General features: G+C 65.9%; 28 protein-coding genes and 1 tRNA gene. 17 read left to right on the top strand and 12 right to left on the bottom strand.

The window, feature by feature from the left end; all coding sequences use genetic code 11:
- Window positions 1–13: 13 nt before the first annotated feature.
- On the bottom strand, window positions 14–1,552 hold the full coding sequence (locus tag EQZ23_RS07595; protein ID WP_128453867.1) for an ABC transporter permease/substrate-binding protein: 1,539 nt from the start codon (window positions 1,550–1,552) through the stop codon (window positions 14–16).
- Complete coding sequence (locus EQZ23_RS07590) at window positions 1,549–2,322, bottom strand: ABC transporter ATP-binding protein (protein WP_128453866.1); 774 nt, start codon at window positions 2,320–2,322, stop codon at window positions 1,549–1,551. The genes EQZ23_RS07595 and EQZ23_RS07590 overlap by 4 nt, the downstream gene beginning before the upstream one ends.
- Before the next feature lie 54 nt (window positions 2,323–2,376).
- On the opposite strand from EQZ23_RS07590, the gene EQZ23_RS07585 reads away from it, so the two are divergent.
- Entirely contained in the window at window positions 2,377–3,168 is a 792-nt protein-coding gene (locus EQZ23_RS07585; protein ID WP_128453865.1) for an SDR family oxidoreductase, read from the top strand.
- A gap of 138 nt (window positions 3,169–3,306) precedes the next feature.
- Here EQZ23_RS07585 and EQZ23_RS07580 read toward each other — a convergent pair whose 3' ends face one another.
- On the bottom strand, window positions 3,307–3,603 hold the full coding sequence (locus EQZ23_RS07580) for a 4a-hydroxytetrahydrobiopterin dehydratase (protein ID WP_128453864.1): 297 nt from the start codon (window positions 3,601–3,603) through the stop codon (window positions 3,307–3,309).
- Between the two features lie 36 nt (window positions 3,604–3,639).
- Between EQZ23_RS07580 and EQZ23_RS07575 the strand changes: the two genes are divergently transcribed.
- Genes EQZ23_RS07575 through EQZ23_RS07565 form a run of 3 tightly spaced genes read left to right on the top strand, consistent with a single transcriptional unit; the run spans window position 3,640 to window position 5,293 of the window.
- Window positions 3,640–4,086 carry a metallopeptidase family protein gene (locus EQZ23_RS07575; RefSeq protein WP_128453863.1) on the top strand — a complete coding sequence of 149 codons (447 nt, stop codon included), beginning with the start codon at window positions 3,640–3,642 and terminating at the stop codon, window positions 4,084–4,086.
- On the top strand, window positions 4,083–4,655 hold the full coding sequence (gene ccmA, locus EQZ23_RS07570; RefSeq protein ID WP_128453862.1) for a heme ABC exporter ATP-binding protein CcmA: 573 nt from the start codon (window positions 4,083–4,085) through the stop codon (window positions 4,653–4,655). Before EQZ23_RS07575 ends, ccmA begins: the two co-directional genes overlap by 4 nt.
- On the top strand, window positions 4,652–5,293 hold the full coding sequence (locus tag EQZ23_RS07565) for a heme exporter protein CcmB (protein ID WP_128453861.1): 642 nt from the start codon (window positions 4,652–4,654) through the stop codon (window positions 5,291–5,293). The genes ccmA and EQZ23_RS07565 overlap by 4 nt, the downstream gene beginning before the upstream one ends.
- A 14-nt stretch (window positions 5,294–5,307) precedes the next feature.
- Here EQZ23_RS07565 and EQZ23_RS07560 read toward each other — a convergent pair whose 3' ends face one another.
- Complete coding sequence (locus EQZ23_RS07560; protein ID WP_128453860.1) at window positions 5,308–6,639, bottom strand: MFS transporter; 1,332 nt, start codon at window positions 6,637–6,639, stop codon at window positions 5,308–5,310.
- Window positions 6,640–6,902: 263 nt separating this feature from the next.
- Between EQZ23_RS07560 and EQZ23_RS07555 the strand changes: the two genes are divergently transcribed.
- The 11 genes from EQZ23_RS07555 to EQZ23_RS07505 all read left to right on the top strand — a co-directional run bounded on the left by EQZ23_RS07555 (window position 6,903) and on the right by EQZ23_RS07505 (window position 17,231).
- The gene (locus EQZ23_RS07555; protein WP_206364236.1) at window positions 6,903–8,042 is read left to right on the top strand and encodes a ubiquinol oxidase subunit II; all 1,140 of its coding nucleotides are present in this window, start codon (window positions 6,903–6,905) and stop codon (window positions 8,040–8,042) included.
- A 9-nt stretch (window positions 8,043–8,051) separates the two neighbouring features.
- A complete protein-coding gene (gene cyoB, locus EQZ23_RS07550) occupies window positions 8,052–10,052 on the top strand; it encodes a cytochrome o ubiquinol oxidase subunit I (RefSeq protein WP_128453858.1) in 2,001 nt (666 codons plus the stop codon).
- A gap of 4 nt (window positions 10,053–10,056) precedes the next feature.
- Window positions 10,057–10,695: a cytochrome o ubiquinol oxidase subunit III gene (cyoC, locus tag EQZ23_RS07545; RefSeq protein ID WP_240663406.1), complete on the top strand. Its 639-nt coding sequence runs from the start codon at window positions 10,057–10,059 to the stop codon at window positions 10,693–10,695.
- Complete coding sequence (gene cyoD, locus EQZ23_RS07540) at window positions 10,692–11,084, top strand: cytochrome o ubiquinol oxidase subunit IV (RefSeq protein ID WP_128453857.1); 393 nt, start codon at window positions 10,692–10,694, stop codon at window positions 11,082–11,084. The genes cyoC and cyoD overlap by 4 nt, the downstream gene beginning before the upstream one ends.
- On the top strand, window positions 11,084–11,806 hold the full coding sequence (locus EQZ23_RS07535; RefSeq protein ID WP_128453856.1) for an SURF1 family protein: 723 nt from the start codon (window positions 11,084–11,086) through the stop codon (window positions 11,804–11,806). Before cyoD ends, EQZ23_RS07535 begins: the two co-directional genes overlap by 1 nt.
- Before the next feature lie 95 nt (window positions 11,807–11,901).
- Window positions 11,902–13,131, top strand: a complete 1,230-nt coding sequence (locus tag EQZ23_RS07530) for an ATP-binding protein (protein WP_206364235.1) — start codon at window positions 11,902–11,904, stop codon at window positions 13,129–13,131.
- On the top strand, window positions 13,128–13,661 hold the full coding sequence (locus tag EQZ23_RS07525) for a response regulator transcription factor (RefSeq protein ID WP_128453854.1): 534 nt from the start codon (window positions 13,128–13,130) through the stop codon (window positions 13,659–13,661). The genes EQZ23_RS07530 and EQZ23_RS07525 overlap by 4 nt, the downstream gene beginning before the upstream one ends.
- A 37-nt stretch (window positions 13,662–13,698) precedes the next feature.
- Complete coding sequence (locus EQZ23_RS07520) at window positions 13,699–14,760, top strand: spore photoproduct lyase family protein (RefSeq protein ID WP_128453853.1); 1,062 nt, start codon at window positions 13,699–13,701, stop codon at window positions 14,758–14,760.
- A gap of 238 nt (window positions 14,761–14,998) precedes the next feature.
- The gene (locus tag EQZ23_RS07515) at window positions 14,999–15,793 is read left to right on the top strand and encodes a class III extradiol ring-cleavage dioxygenase (RefSeq protein WP_128453852.1); all 795 of its coding nucleotides are present in this window, start codon (window positions 14,999–15,001) and stop codon (window positions 15,791–15,793) included.
- Window positions 15,794–15,802: 9 nt separating this feature from the next.
- A complete protein-coding gene (locus tag EQZ23_RS07510) occupies window positions 15,803–16,375 on the top strand; it encodes an NAD(P)H-dependent oxidoreductase (protein ID WP_128453851.1) in 573 nt (190 codons plus the stop codon).
- A 1-nt stretch (window position 16,376) separates the two neighbouring features.
- Window positions 16,377–17,231, top strand: a complete 855-nt coding sequence (locus tag EQZ23_RS07505) for a pirin family protein (protein WP_128453850.1) — start codon at window positions 16,377–16,379, stop codon at window positions 17,229–17,231.
- On the opposite strand, the gene EQZ23_RS07500 is transcribed toward EQZ23_RS07505, so the two are convergent.
- Window positions 17,228–18,085, bottom strand: coding sequence for a peptidylprolyl isomerase (locus tag EQZ23_RS07500; RefSeq protein WP_128453849.1), 858 nt, complete (start codon window positions 18,083–18,085; stop codon window positions 17,228–17,230). The genes EQZ23_RS07505 and EQZ23_RS07500 overlap by 4 nt on opposite strands.
- 88 nt (window positions 18,086–18,173) lie before the next feature.
- On the opposite strand from EQZ23_RS07500, the gene EQZ23_RS07495 reads away from it, so the two are divergent.
- Window positions 18,174–18,264, top strand: a tRNA-Ser gene (locus EQZ23_RS07495).
- A gap of 1,566 nt (window positions 18,265–19,830) precedes the next feature.
- Here the strand turns inward: EQZ23_RS07495 and EQZ23_RS07490 are convergent.
- The gene (locus EQZ23_RS07490) at window positions 19,831–20,172 is read right to left on the bottom strand and encodes a hypothetical protein (protein ID WP_164913409.1); all 342 of its coding nucleotides are present in this window, start codon (window positions 20,170–20,172) and stop codon (window positions 19,831–19,833) included.
- A gap of 189 nt (window positions 20,173–20,361) precedes the next feature.
- Here EQZ23_RS07490 and EQZ23_RS19775 point away from each other — a divergent pair, with 189 nt between their 5' ends.
- Complete coding sequence (locus EQZ23_RS19775; protein WP_164913408.1) at window positions 20,362–20,520, top strand: hypothetical protein; 159 nt, start codon at window positions 20,362–20,364, stop codon at window positions 20,518–20,520.
- Between the two features lie 79 nt (window positions 20,521–20,599).
- Here the strand turns inward: EQZ23_RS19775 and EQZ23_RS07485 are convergent, their stop codons facing one another.
- From EQZ23_RS07485 to EQZ23_RS07460, 6 genes are read right to left on the bottom strand one after another with little or no spacing between them, the layout of a single operon-like run.
- Window positions 20,600–21,013 carry a Na+/H+ antiporter subunit G gene (locus EQZ23_RS07485; RefSeq protein ID WP_128453847.1) on the bottom strand — a complete coding sequence of 138 codons (414 nt, stop codon included), beginning with the start codon at window positions 21,011–21,013 and terminating at the stop codon, window positions 20,600–20,602.
- Window positions 21,010–21,279: a K+/H+ antiporter subunit F gene (locus tag EQZ23_RS07480; protein WP_128453846.1), complete on the bottom strand. Its 270-nt coding sequence runs from the start codon at window positions 21,277–21,279 to the stop codon at window positions 21,010–21,012. The genes EQZ23_RS07485 and EQZ23_RS07480 overlap by 4 nt, the downstream gene beginning before the upstream one ends.
- Entirely contained in the window at window positions 21,276–21,767 is a 492-nt protein-coding gene (locus EQZ23_RS07475) for a Na+/H+ antiporter subunit E (protein WP_128453845.1), read from the bottom strand. Before EQZ23_RS07475 ends, EQZ23_RS07480 begins: the two co-directional genes overlap by 4 nt.
- Window positions 21,764–23,290, bottom strand: coding sequence for a monovalent cation/H+ antiporter subunit D (locus EQZ23_RS07470; RefSeq protein WP_128453844.1), 1,527 nt, complete (start codon window positions 23,288–23,290; stop codon window positions 21,764–21,766). The genes EQZ23_RS07475 and EQZ23_RS07470 overlap by 4 nt, the downstream gene beginning before the upstream one ends.
- Window positions 23,287–23,718 (bottom strand): Na+/H+ antiporter subunit C, encoded by a 432-nt coding sequence (locus EQZ23_RS07465; protein ID WP_276318460.1) that lies wholly within the window; start codon window positions 23,716–23,718, stop codon window positions 23,287–23,289. The genes EQZ23_RS07470 and EQZ23_RS07465 overlap by 4 nt, the downstream gene beginning before the upstream one ends.
- Entirely contained in the window at window positions 23,715–26,558 is a 2,844-nt protein-coding gene (locus EQZ23_RS07460) for a monovalent cation/H+ antiporter subunit A (protein ID WP_128453843.1), read from the bottom strand. The genes EQZ23_RS07465 and EQZ23_RS07460 overlap by 4 nt, the downstream gene beginning before the upstream one ends.
- Window positions 26,559–26,975: the final 417 nt, after the last annotated feature.

The raw sequence follows: 26,975 nt of genomic DNA, 5'->3' as shown, positions 1-26,975 counted from the left end.
CACGCGGTCGTATCTAACGCCCGATCCGATTAGCGAGCCACGTCGCCGCGGCTTCGGGCGTCTGCTTGTTCGTATCCCGGTCCACGCGGTAGTTCGCATCCCGCATCGCCTCGACGGGGATTCGCCCGACCAGCGGCTTGAGCGCAGCGACGAATTTCGCATCTCCGGCCCGCTTCGGCGCCACCATCAGGATTGCGTCATACCCGGGGATCGCCCGCCGCGGATCGGTCAGCACCGTCAGGCCATCAGCCGCGATCCGCCCATCCGACGAGAAGGCCGAGATCACGTCGGCATTTCCGCTTTCCAGCGCGCGATACATGAAGGTCGGGCTGTACGGCGTGGTCTTGGCGAACCGGAGCGGATACGCACGCTTCACCGCCGCCCATTCGGGCCGCTCCAGAAACTCCAGGTCGCTGCCGAGCGTCATGCCGGGCGCGGCCTTCACCAGATCGTCGAGGCTGGCGATTCCTTTGGCCTTGGCCTCCGCGCCCTTCATCGCGAACGCATAGGCATTCTCGAAGCCGAGCGATCCGATCAGCCCGACGCCATGCTCGCGCTTCGCCCAGTCGCCGATCGCCGCGATCATGGCGTTGTGCTCAGGCACGTCGCGCCGCTTCATTTCGTTCGCCCAGATCGTCCCGGCGTAATCGACATAGACGTCGATATCGCCGCCCGAGAGCGCCCCGAACACGACCGCCGAGCCCAGCCCGTCGCGATACTCGACACTGTAGCCCGCATGTTCCAATCGATCGCCGATCAGCCGCGCGAGAATATACTGCTCGGAAAAGTTCTTCGCGCCGACCACGACCGTCCGGCCGTCGCCGCTCTTCGGCCATAGCGGCAGCGTCGCAACCACGGTTCCGGCCACCAGCACGATGGCGCAGGCGATCCACAACCACCGCTGCCGCGAACGGATGCCGTATTCGATTCCGCCGATCAGCGCGTCGACCGCCAGCGCCAGCGCCGCCGCCGACACGCAGCCGGCGAGCACCAGTGCCCAGTTCTGCGTCTGCAGCCCCGCGAAGATCATATCTCCCAGGCTCGGCTGGCCCACAGTCGTCGACAGCGTCGCCGCACCGATCGTCCACACCGCCGCGGTTCGAATGCCCGCGATCAGCACCGGCGCGACCAGCGGCGCCTCGACCAGCCGCAGTTTCTGCACGGGAGTCATTCCGACCGCATCCGCCGCCTGGATCACCGCCGGATCGATCCCGTGCAGCCCCGCCACCGCGTTCCGGATAATCGGCAGCAGTGCATACAGCGTCAGCGCAATCAGCGACGGAAGGAAGCCGAGCGCGGGGATGCCGCCGCCGACCAGCGCGGACAGGCTCAGCAACAGCGGATAGAACAGGGCAAGAAGCGCAAGGCTCGGAATCGTCTGCACCAGGCTAGCGAACCCGAGCGACACGCGCGCAACAGTCGCGTTGCGCGCCGACCAGATCCCCAGCGGCAGGCTGATCGCGATCCCCAGCAGCAATGCAGACGCCGACAGCAGGACATGCGCGGCGAGCAACGGCGGCACGCGGCCGAGCGCATCGAGAAACGGGCTCATGCCACCAGCGCCTGCAAGCGTTCGGCCTGCGCGCGCGGCACCTGGACCAGCGCCTGCGCATCGCCGCCGCCCTTGCCTGACACCAATTCGGCCGGTGTTGCGTCCGCGACGATCCGCCCTTCCTTCATCACCAATACGCGGTCGGCGAGCAGCAGCGCCTCCGCCATGTCGTGCGTCACCAGGATCGTCGTCAGGCCCAGCCGGTCATGAAGCTCGCGAATTCGAGTCCCCAGCGCATCGCGCGTCACCGGGTCGAGCGCGCCGAATGCCTCGTCCAGCAGCAGCAGCTTCGCGCCCGGCGCCAGCGCACGCGCGATCCCGACGCGCTGCCGCTGGCCGCCCGATAGCGCATCCGGCATCCGCCCGGCGATGTCGCGCGGCAGGTCGACCAGGTCGAGCAGTTCGCCCACCTTGGCCTCGTCGCGCCGCCCGGCGATGCGCAGGCCGATCGCGATGTTCTCGGCGATCGTCATGTGCGGGAACAGGCCGATATTCTGGAACACATAGCCGATCCGGCGGCGCAGCTCGGGTGCGGGCTCGGCGGCGACGTCCGCGCCGTCGATCAGCACGCGGCCCTCGCTCGGCTCGACTAGCCGGTTGATCGTCTTGAGCAGCGTCGACTTGCCCGATCCCGACGTGCCGACCAGCGCGACGAACGCGCGGGGAAGGATCTCCAGCGAGACGTGATCGACCGCGATCGTCGACCCGTAGGCCCTGGTGACGCGGTCGAAAGCCAGAACGGGGTCGGGCGCTGGCAAATTGTCTGGCATCTGCGCGCAGGATGCGGGAAACATACCCGAAAATCAAATGGAGAGGGGCGCGTCATGACCCAACAGGGCATTTTCATCACCGGCGGCGGATCAGGGATCGGCCGCGCGACCGCACTGCTGTTTGCACGCAAAGGATGGCGGGTCGGGCTCGCCGACGTGAACGCCGTCGGCCTTGCTGAAACCGCCGCCCTGCTCCCTGCCGGAATGGCGACCACCTACCAGATGGACGTGCGCGACCGCGACGCGTGGGTGGCCTGTCTCGACGCGTTCGTCGCCACCACCGGCGGGCGGCTCGACGTGCTGTTCAACAATGCCGGAGTCGGCTCGGGCGGCCCGCTTGCCGACACCGACTTCGACGAGATCGACCGCGTGATCGCGATCAACCTCGTCGGCGCGCTCAACGGTGCGCGAATCGGCTACGCGTATCTCAAGCGCACGCCCGGATCCTGCCTGCTCAACACCGCGTCGGCATCCGCAATCTACGGCTCGTCCGGCCTCGCACCCTATTCCGCGACCAAGTTCGGCATCCGCGCGATCACCGAGGCGCTTGACGGCGAATGGGCGGCGGACGGCATCAAGGTGCGTTCGATCGTCCCAAGCTTCATCGACACGCCGCTGCTCGATTCCGCCGCAGGGAAAACCAACCACTCGATCCGCGAAACGGTAACCGGGGCGGGGCTGGAACTGACGGGGGTCGACAAGGTCGCCGAAGCCGCCTGGGACGCGGTCCACGGCGACAAGATTCACACTTACGTAGGCAAGACCGCGCAGCGCATGGCCTTTGCGGCCCGATGGATGCCGGGCGCACTCCGCAAGCGGATGCGCCGCAGCATGACGCGGGAATAAACTTCGATCCTCCCCCGCAAGTGGGAGGTGCTGCCGACGGTGACGGAGGGGGAGGACACGGAACGTCGGTGGTCGCTTACCGCCCCCTCCGTCTGGCAAGCGCCAGCCACCTCCCCCTGGCGGGGGAGGATTGATTTCTCAGGCGTCCCCGACGATCGCGTCGATCGCTTCGGCCATCTCGATATCGCGCGGGCTCAAGCCTCCCGCGTCATGCGTGGTCAGCAAGATCTCCACCCGGTTCCACACGTTCTTCCACTCCGGATGATGGTTGGCGCGCTCGGCGATCAGCGCGACCTGCGCCATGAAGCCGAACGCCTCGACGAAATCGGCGAACACGATCGTCCGCGTGATCGCATCGCGCGCGTCGTCGTAATCCCACTCGTCCAGCCCATCGAGCGCCTCGGCCCGCTCCGTTTCGTTCAGCGCTTCGATCATCGGGCTCTCCCTTGCCGCCATAGTTCGCCACCGACTATGGCTGGCGGCATGAGCGGGCAAGCAGCAATACACGGCCGGAGCCTTGGGGAAGCCCCCGACGCCGACATGATCGAAGCGATCTGCCGCGCGACGATCGCCAGGCTACCGGCTCAGTTCGCCCAGCATCTCGGCGACATCGTCTTCGCAGTCGAGGACTATGCCGACGAAGAGACGCTCGCCGCACTCGGCCTGGAGCATCCGCTGGACCTGTCCGGCCTTTACCACGGTCGCCCGCTCGGCGAGAAATCGTCGATGGACTCCGGGGCGATGCCCGACCGCATCGTCCTGTACCGTCGCGCGATCCTGGAAGAATGGATCGAGACCGGCGTCCGTCTCGACGATCTCGTCGCGCACGTCACGATCCACGAGATCGGGCATCATTTCGGCCTCAGCGACGACGACATGCACGCGCTCGAAGATGCTGCAGAAGATTCGGCCACATGAGCCTCGCGTTTCGCGACGTCGCGTGCGTACGGGGCGGGCGGATGTTGTTCTCGAGCGTGTCGTTCGATCTCGCACCCGGCGACGCAGCGGTCGTCACCGGCGCCAACGGCATCGGCAAGTCGAGCCTGATCCGCATCGCCGCCGGCCTGCTTGCGCCGTTCGAAGGCGCCGTGACGTGCGATGCGGACAGGGCGCTGCTCACCGAAGCCAGCGCGCTCGACACCGACCGTACGCTCGTCGCCGCACTCCATTTCTGGGCCAGCCTCGATCGCGCGCCCGATCCCGAAGCGCGCGTTGCCCACGCGTTGCAGGCGCTCGATCTCGAAGCGCTGGCCGACATACCCGTCCGACTCCTCTCTACCGGCCAACGCCGCCGCGCCGCCATCGCGCGAATCGCGGCCAGCGAAGCGCCGGTCTGGCTGCTCGACGAACCCGCCAACGGTCTCGACACGGCCTCGGTCACGCGACTGGAGGCATTGATCGCCCGACACCGCGCCGGCGGCGGCATCGCGCTCGTCGCCACCCACCTGCCGCTATCGCTGCCGGGCGCGCAGGAGATCGGCCTGTGATCGCGCTCATCCGCCGCGACCTTCGCCGGAGCGTATCGAGTGGCGGCGCGACGCTGGTCGTCGCGTTCTTCCTGCTGGTCGCCACGTTGTTCCCGTTCGCGATCGGGCCGGATGCGGCGCTGCTCGCACGGATCGGTGGCGGCGTGATCTGGACCGCAGCGCTGCTCGCGGCCCTGCTCCCGGTCGAACGCCTGATCGGCCCGGATCTGGAGGCTGGCGTCTTCGATCAGTTCGCGGTGCGCGGCCTGTCGATGACCTCGGTCGCGATGGCGAAGACGATCGCGCACTGGCTCGGCTTCGGCCCGCCGCTGATTCTCGCCGCGGTGATCGCCGCCGGCCTGCTCAACCTGTCGGCGGACACCTTGCTGCGAGTCGAGATCGGTCTGCTCATCGGCACGCCCGGCCTGGCGGCGCTCGCGGTCGTCACCAGCGCGCTGGTCGCTGGCGTTCGCGGCGGCGGGGCGGTGACGGGTCTGGTGATGCTCCCCCTCGCCGTCCCGTTGCTCATCTTCGGTGCAGGCTCGCTGGACCCTGCGGGCGGTGCCGGGGCGGTAAAGCTTCTCGCCGCGGTCAGCCTCGTGCTGGTCGCTGGCGCCCCCTTCATCGCCGCCGCCGCCATCCGCGCGGCCCTGGATTAAGTCCCGATATCAGCTCAGCGCGCGATGTCGCGCTTGGCCAACTGCTTGTTCAGACCCAGTGCGATCAGCGTGAACACAGCGCCCGAGAACAGGTATGCCCCGCTCGCCGCCAGCCCCAGCTTGCTCGTCAGCAACAGGGCCGCCAGCGGCGCGAAGCCCGCGCCGAACAGCCAGGCGAGATCGGTCGTCAGCGCCGATCCCGTGTAGCGGTGCTGCGGCGACAGGCTCGACGCGATCGCGCCCGACGACTGCCCGAACGACAGACCGAACAGCAGGAAGCCGATGCCCATGAACAGTCGCTCGCCGACGTCGCCGCCATCGAGCAGCGACGGTGCGGCGATCGCGAACAGCGCGATCAACACCGCGATCGTGCCCAGCATCGTGCGACGGCCGAACCGGTCTGCGAGCAAGCCCGATACCAGCATCGCGCCGATCCCGATCACCGCGCCGATCACCTCGACCATCAGGAAGCGCGCTGGTGCCTCGCGCGTGAACAGCACGACCCACGACAGCGGGAACACCGTGACCATGTGGAACAGCGCGAAGCTGGCGAGCGGCACGAACGAACCGAGCCAGATCGCCTTCCACTGCGACTGGATCGTCTCGACGACCGGCGCCGGCTCGAGCTCGCGCTTGGCGTACATCTCTTCGAATTCCGGCGTCACCACGAGGCGAAGGCGGGCGAACAGTGCGACGACGTTGATCGCGAACGCCACGAAGAAGGGATAGCGCCAGCCCCAGGCGAAGAAATCCTCGGTCGGCAGCGCGGCAACGAAGAACGCGAACAACCCGCTCGCAACCAGCAAGCCGATCGGCGCGCCCAGCTGCGGCAGCATCGCGTACCAGCCGCGATGTTTTTCGGGCGAATTGAGCGACAGCAGCGAGGCAAGGCCGTCCCACGCGCCGCCGAGCGCGACGCCCTGGCCGATGCGAAGAAGGGCGAGGATCGCGACCGACCAGTTGCCGACCGAGTCGTAGCTGGGGATGAACCCCATCGCGACCGTCGACGTGCCGAGCAGGAACAGCGAGATCGTCAGCTTGACGCTGCGGCCATAGGCGCGATCGACGGCGATGAAGATGATCGTGCCGATCGGGCGGGCGAAGAACGCCAGCGCGAACACGGCGAACGAATACAGCGTGCCCTGCAACCGGTCGACATACGGGAACACCAGAGTCGGGAACACCAGCACCGAGGCGATCGCGAACACGAAGAAATCGAAGAATTCCGAGGTGCGGCCGATCACCACGCCGATCGCGATCACGCCGGGCGTGACGTGCTCGCCGTCGCTATGGATACTGCGAGCATCGGCTTCGAAGCTCGTCTCGGGGATCGTGTTAGCACTCATTCTTCAACTCGCTCTTCGGGGCGCGGACCCATCATACGCTGTTCCGGCGGATGCGGGCAGGGGCAATCTATGCTACCCTTGGTCATGATAAAGCCATGCCGATGTTGCAGTGCAGCGCCCATTGGACAAATTGTCCACTGTAGTGCGGCACGCGCTAGGCGTAGGGGATCCGCATGATCGTTGAGAAAACCGTTTCCCGCGCGAAAAAATGGCTTGTCGCTCTGCCGCTTGCGCTGCTGACCAGCGGCTGCAACTGGGTGGTGATGTCGCCGTCGGGCGATATCGCAGTGCAGCAGCGCGACCTCGTCCTGATCGCGACCGGCTTGATGCTGCTGATCATCGTTCCGGTGATCATCCTGACGCTCGTGTTCGCGTTCCGCTATCGCCAGTCGAACACGACCGCCAAGTACGAGCCCAACTGGGATCACTCGGTCGGCCTCGAACTGCTGATCTGGGGCGTGCCGCTGCTGATCATCATCGCGCTCGGCGCGCTGACCTGGACCAGCACGCATCTGCTCGATCCGTATCGTCCGCTTGGCCGCATCAAGCCCGACACCCCGACGCTGGCGAACAACGTGCCGGTCGGCAACCTCGTCGACAAGCAGCAGGCGGGCAACGGGCCCAATGGCGCGGGCAAGCCGCTCGAGGTGCAGGTCGTCGCGCTCGATTGGAAGTGGCTGTTCATCTACCCGGAATACGGCATCGCCACGGTCAATGAACTCGCCGCGCCGGTCGATCGGCCGATTCGCTTCCAGATGACCTCGTCGTCGGTGATGAACGCGTTCTACATCCCTGCGCTCGCCGGCATGATCTACACCATGCCGGGCATGCAGACGACGCTGAACGCGGTCATCAACAAGCCCGGCAATTACGAGGGCTTCTCGTCCAACTATAGCGGCGCTGGATTCTCGGGGATGCGCTTCCGCTTCCACGGCGTCAGCGACGCGGGCTTCGACGCCTGGATCAACCAGGTCAAGCAGCGTGGCGGTGGTCTGAACCGCGCCAGCTATCTCCAGCTGGAAAAGCCAAGCGAGAAGGTCCCGGTCCGCTATTACAACGCGGTCGAGCAGGGCATGTTCAAGCTGGTCGTCGAGCAGTGCGTCCAGCCTGGCAAGGTCTGCATGTCGCAGATGATGCACGGCGGCAAAACCGGCGGCGACTCGCATGCAGACATGGCCATGCCCGGAGTCAATGGCGGCAAGGGTCCACAAGGGGGGTCGGAGCGCGTCGAAGGCGCGCTCATGAAGGAGGCCGACGAAAAGGGCAGCGGTAAACACTGGACCGCGCCGGCCGACATAAAACGGGACGGCGCCAACAGCGCGCCCGGCTCGGACGCCAACCGCAACCATACGATGCTGACCCCCTCCATCATGCCGGGCACGCGCCCCGTCGCCAACGGCTAGAGACACATCATGAACGACACATTGTTGAAGACAATCTTCGGCCGCCTGACCCTGGAGTCGCTGCCGCTGCACGAACCGATCGTCGTCGCCACCTTCGCGATGGTGGCGATCGGCGGGCTAGGGCTCGTCGCCGCGCTGACCTATTTCAAGGTCTGGGGCTATCTGTGGAACGAGTGGTTCACCAGCGTGGATCACAAGAAGATCGGGATCATGTACATGATCCTCGCGATCGTCATGCTGTTGCGCGGATTCTCCGACGCGATCATGATGCGCGCGCAGCAAGCGATGGCGTTCAACGGGTCCGAAGGGTACCTGACCGCGCATCACTATGACCAGGTCTTCACCGCGCACGGCGTGATCATGATCTTCTTCGTGGCGATGCCGATGGTCACGGGCCTGATGAACTATGTCGTCCCGCTCCAGATCGGCGCGCGCGACGTGTCGTTCCCGTTCCTCAACAATTTCAGCTTCTGGATGACCACGGCCGGTGCCGTGATCGTCATGATGTCGCTGTTCATCGGCGAGTTCGCGCGGACCGGCTGGCTGGCGATGCCCCCCCTCTCGGGACTGGCCTATTCGCCAGACGTCGGTGTCGACTATTATATCTGGGCCTTGCAGATCGCGGGCATCGGGACGCTGTTGTCCGGCGTCAATCTGGTCGCGACCATCGTCAAGATGCGCGCGCCTGGCATGACCATGATGAAGATGCCGATCTTCACCTGGACGTCGCTGTGCACCAACATCCTGATCGTCGCCGCCTTCCCGGTGCTGACCGCGGTTCTCGCGATGCTGTCGCTCGACCGTTACATCGGCACCGCGTTCTTCACGAACGACTCGGGCGGCAACCCGATGATGTACGTCAACCTGATCTGGATCTGGGGTCACCCGGAGGTCTACATCCTCGTCCTGCCGGCGTTCGGCATCTTCTCGGAAGTCACCTCGACCTTCTCGGGCAAGCGCCTCTTCGGCTACAGCTCGATGGTCTATGCGACGCTCGTCATCACGATCCTCGCCTACCTGGTCTGGCTGCACCACTTCTTCACGATGGGGTCGGGCGCGAGCGTGAACTCGTTCTTCGGGATCACCACGATGATCATCTCGATCCCGACCGGGGCCAAGATCTTCAACTGGCTGTTCACGATGTACAAGGGCCGGATCCGGTTCGAACTGCCGATGATGTGGACGATCGCCTTCATGGTGACCTTCACGATCGGCGGCATGACCGGCGTCCTGCTCGCGGTGCCGCCTGCCGACTTCGTGCTGCACAACTCGCTGTTCCTGGTCGCGCATTTCCATAACGTGATCATCGGCGGCACGCTGTTCGGCATGTTCGCGGGGATCAACTACTGGTTCCCCAAGGCGTTCGGCTTCAAGCTTGACCAGACCTGGGGCAAGATCTCGTTCTGGTGCTGGGTCGTGGGCTTCTACTTCGCCTTCATGCCGCTCTACGTGCTCGGCCTGATGGGCGTGACCCGCCGGATGCGCTATTTCGACGATCCGAACCTGCAGATCTGGTTCGTCATCGCCGCCTTTGGTGCAGCCCTGATCGCCGCCGGTATCGGTGCCTTCCTGATGCAGATCTTCGTCAGCATCCGGAACCGCGAGAAGCTCGCCGACCTTACCGGCGATCCGTGGAACGGCCGCACGCTGGAGTGGGCGACCTCGTCGCCGCCGCCGGAGTACAACTTCGCGTTCACGCCGATCGTCCACGACCTGGATGCCTGGTACGACATGAAGGAGCGCAAGGCGGTCCGTCCGGTCAGTGGCTTCAAGTCGATCCACATGCCGAGCGGTACGGGAACGGGCGTCGTGCTCGCCGGACTGAGCGTGGCGTTCGGCTTCGCGATGATCTGGTACATCTGGTGGCTTGCAGGACTGACGCTGGTCGGCATCTTTGCGACGACGATCTTCCACACCTTCAACTACAAGCGCGACTTCCACATCCCGGTCGAGGATGTGATCGCCAGCGAGGACGCGCGCACCCGCCAGCTCGCGACCCAGGGAGCCTGACGCGATGTCCGCAATACCCATGAAGGACGGCCTGAACGAGACCAAACCCGTCTCGTTCTACGACCTGGACGAGCATGAGCATCCCGATGGCGGCAGCACGATGCTGGGCTTCTGGATGTACCTGATGAGCGATTGCCTCATCTTCGCGGTGCTGTTCGCGGCGTACGCCGTGCTCGGCAACAGCTATGCCGGCGGCCCCAGCCCGAAGGAGATCTTCGAGCTGCCGCTGGTGGCGGTGAACACCGCGATGCTGCTGTTCTCGTCGATCACCTACGGCTTCGCGATGCTGTCGATGGAGGAAGGTCGCCAGCGCATCATGCAGATGTGGCTGGTCTGCACCGGCCTGTTCGGCTTGGCATTCCTGTCGATCGAAATGTACGAGTTCGCCACTCTTATCCATGAGGGTGCAGGGCCGACGCGCAGTGCGTTCCTGTCGTCGTTCTTCACGCTCGTCGGCACGCACGGGCTGCACGTCACGATGGGCCTGATCTGGCTCGTCACGCTGATGGTGCAGGTGCAGAAGCACGGTCTGATCGCCGCGAACAAGCGCCGCCTGATGTGCCTCAGCATGTTCTGGCATTTCCTCGACGTCATCTGGATCGGCGTCTTCACCTTCGTCTATCTGATGGGCACCCTACGATGAGCGACACGCACGCAACCCCGCATGATGCGCATGCGGATCACGGCCATGGCGATCACGGCGATCATGCCTCGCACGGCACCCGTGGCAGCTACCTCAAGGGGTTCTTCCTCTCGGTCATCCTGACCGCGATCCCGTTCTGGGCCGTGATGACCGGCGCGTTCAAGGATCCGTCGACCGCCGCGCTCGTCGTGATGGTGTTCGCGGTCGCGCAGATCGTCGTCCACATGATCTACTTCCTGCACATGAGCGGCAAGTCGGAGGGCGGCTGGACGATGATGGCGCTGATCTTCACGATCATCCTCGTCGTCATCACGCTCAGTGGATCGATCTGGGTGATGTATCACATGAACACGAACATGATGCCGATGCAGGCCGCGGCAGACATGTGATGAGCACGCGACCGGGCCCTGCCGTCTATGTTGCAGGCCTGGTCGCGCTGTTGCTGTTCGCCGGGTTCATGGCGCTCGGCATCTGGCAGATCGAGCGCCGTGCCTGGAAGTTGAACCTGATCGATCAGGTGGCGGCTCGGGCCCATGCCGCACCGGTTGCACCACCCGGACCCACAGGCTGGGGCGCTATCTCCGCCACGACCGATGCCTATCGCCGCATCCGGCTCGACGGCGTTCTCGATAATAGCCGTGAAACGCTGGTCCGCGCGGCGACTGCGCTCGGCAGCGGATACTGGGTCGTCACTCCGTTTCGGACTCACCAAGGCTTCACCGTCCTCGTCAACCGCGGCTACGTCTCGCCCGAACAGCGCACCAACTACGCCAAGCCCACCGGCCCAGTGACGATCACCGGCTATCTCCGCATCACCGAACCCAAGGGCGGCTTCCTGCGCAGCAACGATCCGGCCGCGGGCAAATGGTATTCGCGCGATGTCGCCGCGATCGCCACGGCCCGCGGCCTGTCGAACGTCGCGCCGTATTTCGTCGACGCCGACAAGTCCGGGACCGCCGCGCCGGTCGGCGGACTGACGATCATCGCCTTCCCGAACAACCACCTCGTCTACATGCTAACCTGGTTCGCGCTCGCCGCGATGACGATCGTCGCTTTCATCGTGTTCGTGCGGCAGGATGCCCGCAAGCGGCAAGGGGCGCTCGACACGTGACATCGGCAGGCATGGGCCCAAGCGTTGCACGCCAAAGCTGGCAGCGCTGGCTCGCGCTCGCCACCGCGCGCACCGATGCGACCGGCAACGCCAACATGCGTCAGCTCGTCACGCTGCGCTGGATCGCCGTTGCTGGCCAGTTCGTCACCATATTGTTCGCCCGCTTCGCGCTCGGCTTCGATCTGCCGATGATCCCGATGCTCGCGGCGCTGGCGGCGGGGGTCGGGCTCAATCTGGTCAGCATGCCGCTATACGGGTGGCGCAAGGGGGCCAATATCCAGCTCCTGCTGGCGCTCCTGTTCGACGTCGGACTGCTCACCACGCAGCTCTATCTCGCGGGCGGCGCGACCAACCCCTTCATCTCGCTGTACCTGCTCCACGTCGTGCTCGGCGCCGTGCTCCTCGATCGCTGGTCGAGCTGGGCGATCGTCGGCGTCACTGCGGTCTGTTTCGGGCTGCTGACGCTCTACTACCGACCGTTGATCCTGCCCGCCGATTATAGCGGCGAGTATTTCGTTCTCTACACGATCGGCTCGCTGCTCTGCTTCATGCTTATCGCAACTCTGCTGATGCTCTTCATGACCCGAATCACCGGCAATCTGCGCGCGCGCGACACGCGGCTCGCCGATCTGCGCCAGCAAGCCGCCGAGGAGGATCATATCGTCCGCATGGGCCTGCTCGCGTCCGGCGCCGCGCACGAACTCGGCACGCCGCTCGCCTCGATCGCGGTCATCCTAGCCGACTGGCGTCGCATGCCGACGCTCGCGCAGGACGCCGATCTCCAGGCCGAGATCGTCGAGATGCAGTCCGAGGTGCAGCGCTGCAAGGCGATCGTCACCGGCATCCTCCTGTCCGCGGGCGAAGCGCGCGGCGAGGCGCCCGAGATCATGCCGCTCCACCAGTTCCTCGACGCGATCGTCGACGAATGGCGCGCGGTGCACGCGGGCGTCGAGTTCGACTACACCACCCGAGTCGGCGATGACCCGCAAGTCGTCTCCGATCCCGCGCTCAAACAGGTGATCGCCAACGTGCTCGACAACGCCGCCGAAGCCTCGCCGCACTGGGTCGCGTTCCGTGGCGAACGCAATGGCGGCGATCTCGCGCTGATCGTCCGCGATCGGGGGCCGGGGTTCAGCGAGGAGCGTCTCGCCAGCTTCGGCAAACCCTATCAGTCGAGCAAGCGCGAACCCGGGCACGGCCTCGGCCTGTTTCTCGCGGTCAACGTCATGCGCAAGCTCGGTGGCGGCGTGTCCGTCGTGAACTGCGACGACGGCGGCGCGGAGGTCACGATCAGCATGCCCCTCTCGGCGATCGCCCTGTCATGACGGACGCCAAACTACTCGCCATCATCGAGGACGACGAAACCTTCGCCCGAACGCTCCGCCGTTCGTTCGAACGCCGCGGCTACGAGGTGATGCAGGCCGCCAGCCATGAGGAACTCGTCGCGCAACTGGCGGAGCGCACGCCGCGCTATGCGGTCGTCGACCTCAAGCTCGGCGGCGCGTCGGGCCTCGTCTGCGTCCAGACGCTCCACGCGCACGATCCCGACATCATCGTCGTCGTCCTCACGGGCTTCGCCAGCATCGCCACCGCGGTCGAGGCGATCAAGCTCGGCGCCTCGCACTACCTCGTCAAACCCTCGAACACCGACGACATCGAAGCCGCCTTCGACCGCACCGAAGGCGTGGTCGACACCGAATTGTCGGAACGCCCGACCTCGATCAAGACGCTCGAATGGGAGCGGATCCACACGACGTTGGCGGAAACCGACTTCAACATCTCCGAGACCGCGCGCCGCCTCGGCATGCACCGCCGCACGCTCGCGCGAAAACTCGAGAAACGCCCGGTAAAATAATCGCAACGCATCGCGCAGGGCCTGCGTTGTCCCTCCGATGCCAGCGCCCAAACCCTTCTGGCAGCCCCGCCGCCTGCTCGCGACCCCATCCGCGCTGACGTGGGATCACGGCACATCGATCGCAGCGCGGGCCGCCGCGCTAGGCGTCCCCGTCACGACGCTCCCGGGCGACCGCCTCAAGCTCGACCTCCCCGACGATTCCCGGCGCGCCTATGCCGAGGCCAAGGCCACGCTCGCGCTGGTCGTCGCGCCACCGTCCAAACGAAAGCTCCAGCCGATCGCCCCCAGCGCCGACTGGCGAATCGACCTCGCCGAAGGTTGCCCCGCGCATTGCGGCTATTGTTACCTTGCCGGCTCGTTGAAGGGCCCGCCGATCACGCGCGTCTATGCGAACCTGCCCGAGATCCTCGCCGAACTCCCCGCGCATCTCGGGCAGGGCGCCGTCACCTCGCGCTCGACCGCCCGCGCGCACGAAGGCACCACGTTCGAAGCGTCCTGCTACACCGATCCGCTCGGCATCGAGCACGTCACCGAATCGCTCTCCGCGCTGATCGCGCATTTCGGCGCGTGGGAGGCGGACGTGCAACTGCGCTTCACCACCAAGTTCGACGCCGTGGAACCGCTGCTGGCGCTCGACCACCGCGGCCGCACGCGCATGCGCGCCTCGATCAACCCCGCCGCCTATGCGCGCTTCGAGGGCGGCACGAGTCCCGTCGCCGCCCGCCTGCTGGCGCTGCGCAGGATGGCGGACGCTGGCTACAAGATCGGCCTGACGATCGCCCCGATCATCGCGGCCGAAGGCTGGCGCGAGGCGTATGGCGAATTGCTGGCGGAGGCGGGCCGGGTGCTCGCCGACGTCGCCGACGTTACGATCGAGTTGATCACCCACCGCTATACGCCGGGGTCGAAGGCGGTGCTCGAAACCTGGTACCCTGGCTCGTCGCTCGACCTCAGCATGGCCAACCGCACCGAAAAGCGCACCAAGTTCGGGTCGGTCAAATACGTCTACGACGCCGACACGATGCGCGACCTCCGTGCTTTCTTCCAAACCGAGATCGCCGCCCACCTTCCTCAATCCCGGATCCTCTACTGGACGTGAGACCGGAGGCGCTACGCATACAATTCCACTACCGGGGAACCAGCTACCCACCACCCCGGCGAAGGCCCGGGCCCAATTGGGGAACGGTAACGATCGCCCTCGATCCCCAGTGGCGATGCTTGCCCAAACGCCCCCAACCTCGGTGGAGACACTGCCCCCCCCATCGCGTCCCGCCTCGCAACGCAGCGTTGCCATTCCCGCCCTTCCGAACGCCGCCCCTGCTGCCTAGGTTCAATCCATGACCAACCCCCGCCAGCCAACGCTCTTCATCCCGCACGGTGGCGGCCCCTGTTTCTTCATGGACGACCCTGCCGGTACCTGGACCGGCATGGCGGCCTTCCTCCGCGCCATCCCCGCCTCGCTCCCCGCCAAACCAAAAGCGATTCTGGTCGTCTCCGGCCACTGGGAGACGCGCGGCTTCGCGTTCACCGGCGCCGCCACCCCGCCGCTGATGTACGACTATGGCGGGTTCCCGCAGCATACCTACGACCTGCGCTACGACGCCCCCGGCGACCCGGCGCTGGCCGCTCGCGCCGCCAACCTGATCCGCGCCGCCGGCATGACCGCCACCGTCAACCCGGCACGCGGCCTCGACCACGGCGTCTTCATCCCGATGAAGGTCGCCTTCCCCGACGCCGATATCCCGGTCGTCGAAATGTCGGTCGACCGCGATCTCGACCCCGCGCTCCACGCCGCCGCCGGCCACGCCCTCGCGCCGTTGCGCGACAAAGGCGTGTTGATCCTCGGCTCGGGCATGAGCTTCCACAACATGCGCGGCTACGGCGACCCGCGCTTCACCACGCCCTCGGAAGCGTTCGACCAGTGGCTCACCACCGCCGTCGAAGCCAAGCCGGAAGCGCGCGAGACGGCGCTCGCCAACTGGGCTGACGCCCCCGCCGGTCGCCTGTCGCACCCGCGCGAGGAACACCTCCTCCCGCTGATGGTCGCGGCCGGCGCGTCCGACCAACCCGGCACGCAAATCTATAGCGAGCGCGTCCTGCAAACCGCGATCTCCGGCTACCGCTTCACCTAAGGAAAACCGATGTCCTCTCCCGTCCTCCTCGCCATCTCCGGCAGCCTGCGCCGCGGCTCCTACAACACCGCGATCCTCGCCACGTTGGCCGAAGCGGTAGCCGACAAGGTCACGCTCGAGATCTTCCCGCTGAACGAAATCCCGCTCTACGATCAGGATGCGGACACCGACACGCCCCCCGCCGCAGTCGCAGACCTGCGCGCGGCGATCGGCGCCGCCGACGGCATCGTCATCGCCTCCCCCGAATATAACCACGGCACGTCCGGCGTCCTGAAGAACGCGCTCGACTGGGCCTCGCGTCCGCACGGCAAGGCGACGCTGACGGGCAAGCCGGTCTTCACGCTCACCTCCTCACCCGGCGCAGTCGGCGGTGCTCGCGCGCACGCCCAACTGAACGAGACGCTCGCCTCGATCGGCGCCCGCGTCGTCCTGCGCCCCCAGGCCGTCGTCGGTGCGGTTCACGAAAAGATTGCCGACGGCCGCCTGATCGACCAGCGCACGCTCGATTTCCTGCAAGCCGGCGTCGACGATCTGCTTGCCGACATCGCCCGGCCCACTACCGCCGACCGCGAGGCGTCGTAAGATGCGGCAGGTCCTCCACCAATATCCCGCCCAGCGCGACGACATCGCCGATCTCGTCACCCGCCGTCCCCTGCCGGGGCCGAGCCTGCCGCAGGTCGACCCGTTCCTGTTCCTCAACCATCACGGCCCGCAGACCTATCGCCCTGGCAACAGCGGCCTCCCGTTCGGCCCGCATCCGCATCGCGGCTTCGAGACGGTCAGCTTCATCCTGAAGGGCGAAATGGCGCATCTCGACAGCGGCGGCCACGAAAGCGTCATCCGCGCGGGCGGCATCCAGTGGATGACCGCGGGCTCGGGCCTGATCCACGCCGAAATCTCGCCCGCGTCGTTCAAGCGCGACGGCGGCCCGCTCGAGATCCTGCAACTCTGGGTCAACCTGCCCGGTCGCTTGAAGATGACCAAGCCTGCCTATACCGGCCTCCAGCGCGAAGACATTCCGGCGATCCCAATCGAGGGCGGCGCCGTCAACCTGATCTCCGGCGCGTTCGCGGGTCAGCACGGTCCGATCGCCTCGCTGACCGGCGTGTCGATGATGACCGTCGAACTCGAGGCCAGCGCTCAGGTCGAGCTGCCGGCGCCAAGCAATCGCGCGGTCTTCTTCTACGTCGTCGCCGGCACCCCATCGGTCGGCGCGACCGCGATCAAACCGCACCACCTCGCGACGTTCGACACCGCCGGTGATACGATTGCCGTCACCACCACGGCGCCCGCGACGATCCTATACGGCCACGCCGACCCGATCGGCGAACCCGTCGTCTCGCACGGACCCTTCGTCATGAACACCCGCGAGGAGATCGTGCGCGCCATCGACGACTATAATGCGGGCCTCTTCGGCAAACCGCCGGTCGTAAGCTAGGGCGTCTGGCGGACCGGCGGCAGCGCGGCACAGATGTCCGCGCCGCCCGCCGGCACCGTGAAGAACGGCCCCGACCGGTTCTCGCGCGACGCGATCCACGCGACGAACCGCGGATTGTCGGTCGCGCGATACTGGAAATGCGGTCGCTCGGCCGCCGGTAGCGCGCTGGCCAAGCGCGCCGACACGATTGGGCTTCGCTCGCCCTCGGTTGTGTAAAAGCCGAGATCACCGGTCCCGCGCGGCAACGACGACAACCACTCGATCCCGTCGATCACGCGCCCGACCACCGCGATGTTGCGATCGAGCGCACGCGGCGAGTGGCCGATCACGGTGTAGAGTTCGGCCCCGCTCCCGGTACTCGGTGCCAGGTCGCGCGCAACGCCGACCATGCCATAGCAATGCGGCAGCCACTCGGTCGCGCCATTGCCTGCGAGAGGCCACCCGTCGCGACTATATCCTGCCCATTCGGCATAGGGATCGCGCCGCGACAGCCGTGCGACGGTGGTCGGCCCGGCATGCGAATACTCCGCCGGAGGGTTGGCGACGACACCCGCCGCGAGCGGCTTCTTCTCGGTCGCATCGCCCCACTGCGCGACATAATTGTCCTGCAAGCGGTACACGCTGGTCCCCTGATCCCACCACTGCGCCGCCGCCAGCTTCCGGATGTTGGCGACATGCACCGGCGCATAGCGCGGCGCGAGCCGGACCGTGACGCGGTGCCCATTGGCGAGCGTGAACACGAGGATTTCGTCATCCGGCACCGCCATCCAGTCGGCCGGCACTGGATCGGACGGCAGCGTCACGGCGGCGGGAACGGCCTGCGCAAACGCGGCGGCGATCAGCAAATTCATCATGGCCCCAGACTGCCCGACCCCGTCCCCACACGCAATCGCTTGCGCGCGCACGAAACCCGCACTAGCAGACCCCCTTCCAGAGCAATGCGGAGCGGTGGCCGAGTGGTCGAAGGCGCTCGCCTGGAAAGTGAGTATACGTCAAAAGCGTATCGTGGGTTCGAATCCCACCCGCTCCGCCATTTTTTCCGATATCAACCCGTCCCATACTGTCTCGCAAGGGGCAGATTTGCCTCGCTTTTCCTCGGGCAGTCGTCTTGCGCCGTCCCATCGTGGCGACCTACAACCGCGCCGCGTACCTATCGCGCCGCACCGAGAGTGCGCAGGAGTCGGCGGACCTGCTGCTTGATGGGGTGCGCCAGCAGTCGAACTGCTCGAAGGACCGCGCCGCTAGGCTTGGTCGCCCAGCGAGCGGCGGCATGACCGCGCGCTCGCTCCAGGAGATACTCGGCGGCAAGACCAGCCGGTACGGCATCTCGGGTAACTGTGTTCGCCGCGACAGCTTTCCCAAGGGCTCGTGCGAGGCCCGGTTCTGGCACCCTGTCAGCAGCCGGCACAAGGACCCGTCAGATCGGCAACGCGTACCGACTCTGCATCCCGGCATCTGCCCGCGTGATCGTGGAACGGATCGTTGGCCCTGCGCCGGTACCCGCCGACGTGATCCAGCCTATCGAGCAACGCCGGACCGAGCAGGCGGAGATGGTGGCTTTGCTACCGCAGCGCGAAGCAATGGGCTTTGGCGATAGGAACGAGGCGCTGATCAGACCTGCTCTGTGGCAATACGCCTGTGGCGACAGGGATCGAGCAGTCTGGCGTGTTTGAACATCCAGCATGGACTTGGCGTATGCGGTTTCGCCCAAGCGACCGGTGGTGCACCAGAACGCACCGTCGATGCTGCCATGATATGGGCCAGAAGCAGCGGAATACCGTGAGACTGACGTTGCGTGTCGCCCGGACCGGGGGACGTTCACCCTATGGCAGTCGCACGATAGTGGAGAACCTACATCGAATGGTTGCCGATTCCGTGACGACCGTGAGGTTAACGGGTGTGACCGTTTGCCATCCCCCGCCCATCCAGCACGAGGTGCCTCGATTAGTCGCCCCCAACATCGATCTGGAGAGCGTGCTTATCGATACCATCGGCGGACTTATTGCGGCTGCCCGCGGCTCGGGTCGCGGTGGTTGGCGGCGCGCAGGCCGTGCAAAGCGACTATCCAGACTCATGGCTGCAGCCGTCCTGCTGGCAAAGCGCGGCAGCACGGTCGCAGCGGCTGCTTCGCTTCGGGCTTTGGCCGGTCTACCCGTTCATCAGCGTCACCTTGGCGCGCTTCGTCTCCTCCCTGCCTCATGCACACCGACGCGATCGCATTCTTCTACGTAGGACGCTGACCCGATTGCTGGGTAACTCGGTGTTCGAGACCCGATTAACAAAATGAAGCGTTCGGCGCGTTAGCGCGACGTGGAATTGACGAGAACAAGTTTTACCTCCTTGACCTTGTGCGTTTCAGTCCGCCGATCGACGGTCATAGAACCGATGGCGCAGCCCTCTTGCGATCACTTGAGGTTTCAGCCGCCAGCCTTGATAAGCCGACCTTTGAAGGTCTGCTCAGGTCGCTCAAGGTTCTCGCATTCTTTGCGTACTCTCCCCATTGCACACCTGCGTCGACCTAGAAGCGGGCACTTACGGCCTCTTCACAGCACACTCAAACCGGCCTTTCGTTCACGTAAATTAGGGGGAGAGCAAACCGCTAGAAGCGCCACTTGAGCGATACCGCCGCCGCCGGTGATACAACCGCAGGATTTTTGCTTTGAATGACATGGAGCTTTGTTTCCGCATTGAGCGGCCCGGTAAACTCTCCGCGAAGTGGCTTCGTCACAAATTTTGCCTTATCCGCGTCAGAGATCCAGATATTCATGTTCTTCGGAGCACACACGATTATGTCATCTGATGGGCTGCGGTCTGCACACGTTGCTTCTTTGTGGTGAACCTTTTCAAGATCGAATTCAGCCATCCGCGGTGTGACGGTAGTCTGACCATCCGATGCTGAAAAAAAGACAGCGATGGTCGCGGCGATCACGTCAATGACCATGAGCATTCCGTACAAGCACGGCTCGATCTCCTGCCAAGACCGCAATTATCGGGTTTTCCGATGGCGATCGCGTCGCATCCATTTCCGCATTATTTGGGGCGACAACATGGCCTGATTCGAGAAAGCAGTGGTCCATGTCGTTCGCAATCGACACCTTCTAATTCCAGATCAACGATCCAGTTTCGATGAATGCTCAGCGTGAACCTTATTGGGGTCAGGACCGATGAGGTCAACAAACTTGCCGGCCGGGTCGAGCCCGATCGCGACGAGCAAGGCGTGATCGGGGTAGACGACTGTGAACTCGTCAAATCCAAACCCATCGGGCCAGCGAAAGCGGATGGCCTTTGAGACACCGAGCGGCTGTAGGCGCCACAGCTTATGCTGACTGCCTGCAAACTGTCATCGGGCTAACAGCGGCTGCGAATGATCAGGTGTTGGCGGTCGAGGCCGGCGTATCCTGCTCCGGTGCTTCGAACGTTGCCCAGTCGCCATCGCCCGCTGGACGCGGTGGGGGGCCTGCGATGCTGTCGGGTTCCTCGATCGCGCCGATCCGCACGCGGTGGAGGTGGACCTTGGCGATCATGTTCGCCGAGATCGGCGCGGTGATGAAGAGGAACAGCGAGATCAGCAGTTCGTGTGCGGTCCAGATCCCCAACCGCGCGTGGAAATAGACGACCGAGGCGACAAGGAGCGAGCCGAGGCCGAGCGTGGTCGCCTTGGTCGGACCGTGCAGCCGCTCCATCGTCGACGGCAGGCGCACCAGCCCCCAGCTTCCGATCAGGACGAATGCGGCACCGAGAAGGACCAGCGCGGAGACGACGATATCGACGAACACGGTCATTCGACGATATCCCCGCGAAGAATGAATTTGCAGTAGGCGATCGTGCTGACAAATCCGACCATCGCCAGCAGCAACGCCACCTCGAAATAGGTCGCGGTGCCGCCGATCATGCCGATCAGGACGATGAGCGCGATCGCGTTGATGACCATGGTGTCGAGCGCGACGATCCGGTCGCCGAGCGCGGGCCCCTTGAGCAGGCGCCAGCCATTGAACAGCAGCGCGAGGGCTACGCAGCCGAAGGCGATCCGAAGGGCGATGCCGATCATGCGAAAATCCTCTGCAGACGCGCCTCGTAGCGGCTCTTGATCCGCGCGATTTCGGCGGTTTCGTCGCCAACGTCGAGCGCATGGACGAGCAGCGATCGACCATCGGCGGAGACGTCGGACGACACCGTACCCGGCGTCAGGCTGATGGTCGCCGCCAGGACCGTGATCGCCTCGGGCGTCTTCAGCGCGACAGGGACGACCAGCCAGCGCGACCGCAGATCGCGGTTGCGCCGGAACAGGATCAGCCACGCGACCTGAAAGTTGGCGACGACGATATCGGCCAGGACAACGAGGCAATAGCCAAGCAGCGCGCGACCGAAGCGGACGCGCGGGCGATCCGGCCAGAACGGCTCGGTGAACTTGGGGAGGACCAGCCCCAGGAGCGCGCCCAGCAGGACGCCACCAACGGTGATGTCGTTCGCCATCAACAGCCAGACGACCAACAGCATGATCGACAGCGCGGGATGCGGCAGGATGCGCTTCATCATCGGGCCCCCTCCCCCAATACGGCTTCGATGTAGTGCTGGGGCGCGAAGATCTGCGCCGCGGTCGCCTGCGCCTGCGCCGTGGCCCAGCCTCCGCCGAGGGTGAGCAGGCCAAGCAACGCGATCAGCGCTGCGGGCATGGCGAGTTCCGCGCGCGACCGTTCCGTACAGGCGATCGCATCGGCGTCGGCTGCCGCGGTCTTCCAGAACAGCGTGCTGCCGCTGCGTGCGAAGCCGATGACGCCGACCAACGTGGTACCGAGGATCGTCGCCCAGACCACCACCCACGCAGGGGTAGCAAACGTCGTCTGCAGGATGAAGAGCTTCCCGACAAAGCCCGACAATGGCGGCAGTCCGACGGCAGCGATCGTCGCACCCATGAACAACAGCCCCAGCGCGTCTTGCCCGGCAAAGCGCGGGCTCGGCACGGTCGCGTCGCCGTATTGGCCGCGCCGGCGCAGCGTTGCGTCGGCGACGAGGAAGAGTGCCGCCCCCGCGAGCGTGGCATGGGCCAGATAGAAAAGCGATGCCGCGGTCGTCGCCTGCGTCCAGCACGATACCGCCAGCAACAGCGTGCCGGTCGATCCTAGAATGGCGAACGCCGCCTGCTCGCGCATCGCGCGGGCCGCGAGCACGCCGGCAAAGCCGACGATCGCCGTCAGCACCGCAGCCGGTAGCAACCAGGGTGCCGGCACCCATGCCGCGGCGCCGGCGGCATCGCCGAAGATCAGCGGCACGGTGCGGATCATCGCATAGACGCCGACCTTCGTCATGATCGCGAACAGCGCCGCGACGACCGGCGCGGTCGCCGCATAGGTGCGCGGCAACCACAGATGGAGCGGCACCACCGCGGCCTTGAGCGCGAAGACGGTGAGCAGCAACAGGCCCGCAAGCCGGACGAGGCCCTGGTCCTGCGATCCGAGCGCGGCGACCCGGCGCGCCAGATCGGCCATGTTGAGCGTCCCCGTCAGCCCGTAGAGCAGCCCCAGTGCGATCAGGAACAGCGCCGACCCGACGATGTTGACGATGACATAGGCGACCCCGGCCTTCAGACGCGCGGAGCCCTGGCCGTGGAGCATCAGCCCGTAGGAGGCGATCAGCAACACCTCAAAGAAGACGAACAGGTTGAACAGGTCGCCCGTCAGGAACGCACCGTTCAGACCGAGCAGCTGGAAATGGAACATCGGGTGGAAATGCCAGCCCTTGCGGTCGACCGCAGTCACGATCGCATGGATCATCACGACCAGTGCGAGGACCGCCGCCAGGACCAGCATCATCGCCGACAGCCGGTCGAGCACCAGCACGATGCCGAACGGCGCCGGCCAATTGCCGAGCGGATAGGCGCGGATCGCATCGTCCTGCGCGATCCCGAACAGCCAAAGCGCGGCGACGAGCATCGCGACGCATCCCGCCATCGAGATCGCCACGCCGACGCGCCGACGCCGGCGCATCGCCAGCAGCGCGAGCGGCGCGACGATGGCGGGGATCACGACCGGCGCGATGACCAGATGATCGAGCGCGGTCACTGGCGGGCCTCCCTCTCCGCGGTGGGCCCGGAAGGAACGGCGCCGGATGGGGGTGCGCCCGTTTCGTCGGCCGTGGCGTCAGGCGTGTCATCGGACGGGTCGGCGATGCCGTCCACCTGGTCCGATCCACTTTCCAGGAAGCTGCGCAGCGAAAGAATGACGACGAGCGCGGTCATGCCGAAGGTGATGACGATCGCGGTCAGCACCAGCGCCTGTGGGAGAGGATCGGCGTGGTCGGTCACGCCCTTGGCGAACAGCGGGGGACGATCGACCACCAGCCGGCCGATCGCGAACAGGAACAGGTTCACCGCATAGGACAGCATCGTCATCCCGAGCACGACCTGGAAGGTGCGGCCGCGAAGCGAGAGGTAGACGCCGCCCGCGGTCAGCACGGCGATCGCGCTGGCGACGAGAAATTCCAGGCTCATCGTACAGCCTCCCCATCGGTCGCGTCCGGCCCGTCATTGGCCTCAGCATGCCGGGTGGCCCGCTGCGCGACATGGCTGAGTTGCGCCAGCGCCATCATCACCGCCCCCACCACGACGCAGGCCACGCCGGTGTCGAACAATGTGGCCGTCGCCAGTTCGACTTCGCCGATCAGGGGCACGTGGAAATATCCGAAGCTGCTCGACAGGAACGGCGCGCCGAAGACCAGCGACCCGAGCCCGGTGGCAGCGGCGATCAGGACGCCGAACGCGATCAGCGGATGCTCGCCAATCCGACGACGATCGTCGGTCCAGTCGAAGCCCGAGGCGAGATACTGGAGCAGGATCGCGATCGCGAAGACCAGCGCGGCGATGAAACCGCCGCCCGGCTGGTTGTGCCCGCGCAGGAAGATGTAGATGCCCACCAGCAGCGCGAGCGGCATGAGCAGCCGCGCCGCCATCACGAACATCATCGGGTGACGCTCGGGCGAGTGCGGCATGTCCTCACGCCATTCGCGCAATCGCCGCCCTGCCACGCCGCGCGCGGCAGGCTCGAGCAACGCGTAGATTGCGAGCCCCGCAATGCCCAGCACGATGATCTCGCCCAGCGTGTCGAAGGCGCGGAAGTCGACCAGCGTCACGTTGACGACGTTGGTGCCGCCACCGCCCGAATAGCTGTTGGCCCAGTGATAGGACGACACCGTGTCGCGCGTCTCGCGTGTCATCACCGCCCAGGCCGCCCAGCCGGTTCCGACCCCCGCGACGACCCCAAGCGCGGCGTCGCGGAGCCTGCGGGGCGTGCTCGACAGGCTCGGCGGCGTCTTCGGCAGGAGATGGAGCGCCAGCAGCAGGAGCAGGATCGTGACGACCTCGACCGCGACCTGGGTCAGCGCGAGGTCGGGCGCGGACAAATGGACGAAGGCGAGCGCGATGACGAGGCCGATAACGCTGATGAACACCAGCGCCAGGAACCGCTGGCGTTGCCGGGCGACCACGACGAGCGTGGCGACGACCAGCGCAAACCAGGCGGTGATCGCAACCGGCGATGCGGGCAGCGTCGCCCGTGCCCCGGCGGCAAGCCCCCCCGGCGTCGATGCCGCGTCGATCCCGAGCAGGATCGCCACCGCGAACAGCGCGAACAGATAGCGTTGGAGCGATCCGGCATGAACCGCGAGCGACACGCGGCGCGTGCCGTCGACGACTGCGCCCATCGCGGTGTCGAAGACGTGCTTTGCGTCGAGTCCGCGACGCCCGGCCAACCACGCCGCGACCGGTGCGCGCCGCCAGAGCAGCACCGCGCCGATCGCCATCGCGGCCAGGCTCATTGCGAGAGCAGGATTGAGCCCGTGCCACAGCGCAAGGTGCAATTCGGGCGGCGAGCCGCCGATCACCGCGCCCGTCGCGGTGGCCACGAGCGGCCCCGCGACCGTCATCGGCAACAGACCAAACGCCAGCGCCAACACCACCAATATGGCAGGCGGGACGAGCATCGCCGTGCCCGGGTCGTGCGGTGCCGCGACGTCGCCCGTACGCCGCGCGCCGAAGAACAGCCCGGTCGCAAAGCGCAGAGAATAGGCGACCGACAGGATCGCCGCGATCGTCGCGAGCAGCGGCACCAGCAAGTCCTGCCCCGCAAAGACGGTATGCGCGCTTTGCTCGAGCATCATCTCCTTCGAAATGAACCCGCCGAGCGGCGGCAGCCCCGCCATCGCCACGACCGCCAGCGTTCCCAGGGTCGCGGTGATCGGCATCAGCGCGACCAGCCCCCCGAGCCTGCGGATGTCGCGCGTGCCGGTCTCGTGATCGACGATGCCCGCGGTCATGAACAGCGCCGCCTTGAACGCGGCATGGTTGAGGATGTGGAAGACCGCGGCGGTCGCGGCGGCGGGCGTCCCGAAGCCGAGCAGCATCACCATCAGTCCGAGCTGGCTGATCGTGGAATAGGCCAGGATCGCCTTCAGATCGTCGCGGAACAGCGCGACGCCCGCACCGAAGATCATCGTGACGAGGCCGGTAGAGGCCACGAGGTAGAACCACATATCGGTCCCGGCGAGAACCGGCCAGAGCCGCGCGAGCAGGAAGACGCCGGCCTTCACCATCGTCGCCGAATGGAGATAGGCGCTGACCGGGGTCGGCGCCGCCATCGCGTGCGGCAGCCAGAAGTGAAACGGGAACTGCGCCGACTTGGTGAACGCGCCGAGCAGGACCAGGACGAGGATCGCGGGATAGAGCGGCGACGCCTGGACCAGATCAGCGCGATCGAGGATCGTCACCAGCTCGTAGGATCCCGCCGCCTGGCCGAGCAACAGCATCCCGGCGATCAGCGCGAGCCCACCGCCTCCGGTTACGGCCAATGCCATCCGCGCGCCCTGACGCGCATCGGCGCGGTCGCGCCAGAACCCGATCAGCAGGAAGGACGACAGACTCGTCAGCTCCCAGAAGACCAGCATCAGCAGGATGTTGCTCGACAGCGCGATCCCGACCATCGCCCCCTGGAACAGCATCAGGAACGACAGAAACCGCCCCGTGGGCTCGCTTTTGGCAAGATACCCCTGCGCATAGATCACGACGAGCAGGCCGATGGCGAGGATCAACCCCGCGAACAGCAACGCCAGCGGATCGAGCCGCAAGCTCAAATCGAGGTCGAGCGCAGGAATCCAGCCGATACGCGTCTCGATCGGCGTACCCGCGATCACGCCGCGTGCAGCGCCGAACACCAGCGCCAGCCCGGCCGCACTGCCACCCGCTGCGATCGCCACATGGACGCCACGCGACGCGCGAGCACACAGTGCCAATGCGATGGCTGCAGCGAACGGCAAAAACAGCAGGGCCGCCAGGACCATAGTAGAATCTCCGGAGACCTAGAGGCACAGCCATTACACGCTGTGCCGCCTAGGTCGACGCCCTCATTAAAGACCGCGCGTGCGCGATGCTATGAATGCCGTTCCCATAGGGACCGCCAAACGGTAGCGGAGCCACCATCTCCGCTTGCTCGGTGCGGCGTTGCTCAAGATGTTGGATCACGTCGGCGGGTACCGGCGCAGGGCCAACGATCCGTTCCACGATCACGCGGGCAAATGCCGGGATGCAGAGTCGATACGCGTTGCCGATCTGACGGATCCTTGTGTCGGCTGCTGACAGAGTGCCCGAACCGGGCCTCGCACGAGCCCTTGGGAAAGCTGTCGCGGCGAACACGGTTTCGCCAGATGCCGTACTTGCTGGTCTTGCCGCCGAGGATCTCGTGTAGCGAGCGCGCGGTC

This window comes from Sphingomonas sp. UV9 (genome assembly GCF_004101245.1).
GTDB lineage: Bacteria > Pseudomonadota > Alphaproteobacteria > Sphingomonadales > Sphingomonadaceae > Sphingomonas.
The sequence above is the reverse complement of the archived record's forward strand: the minus strand, read 5'-3'. Positions and strand labels throughout refer to the sequence as shown.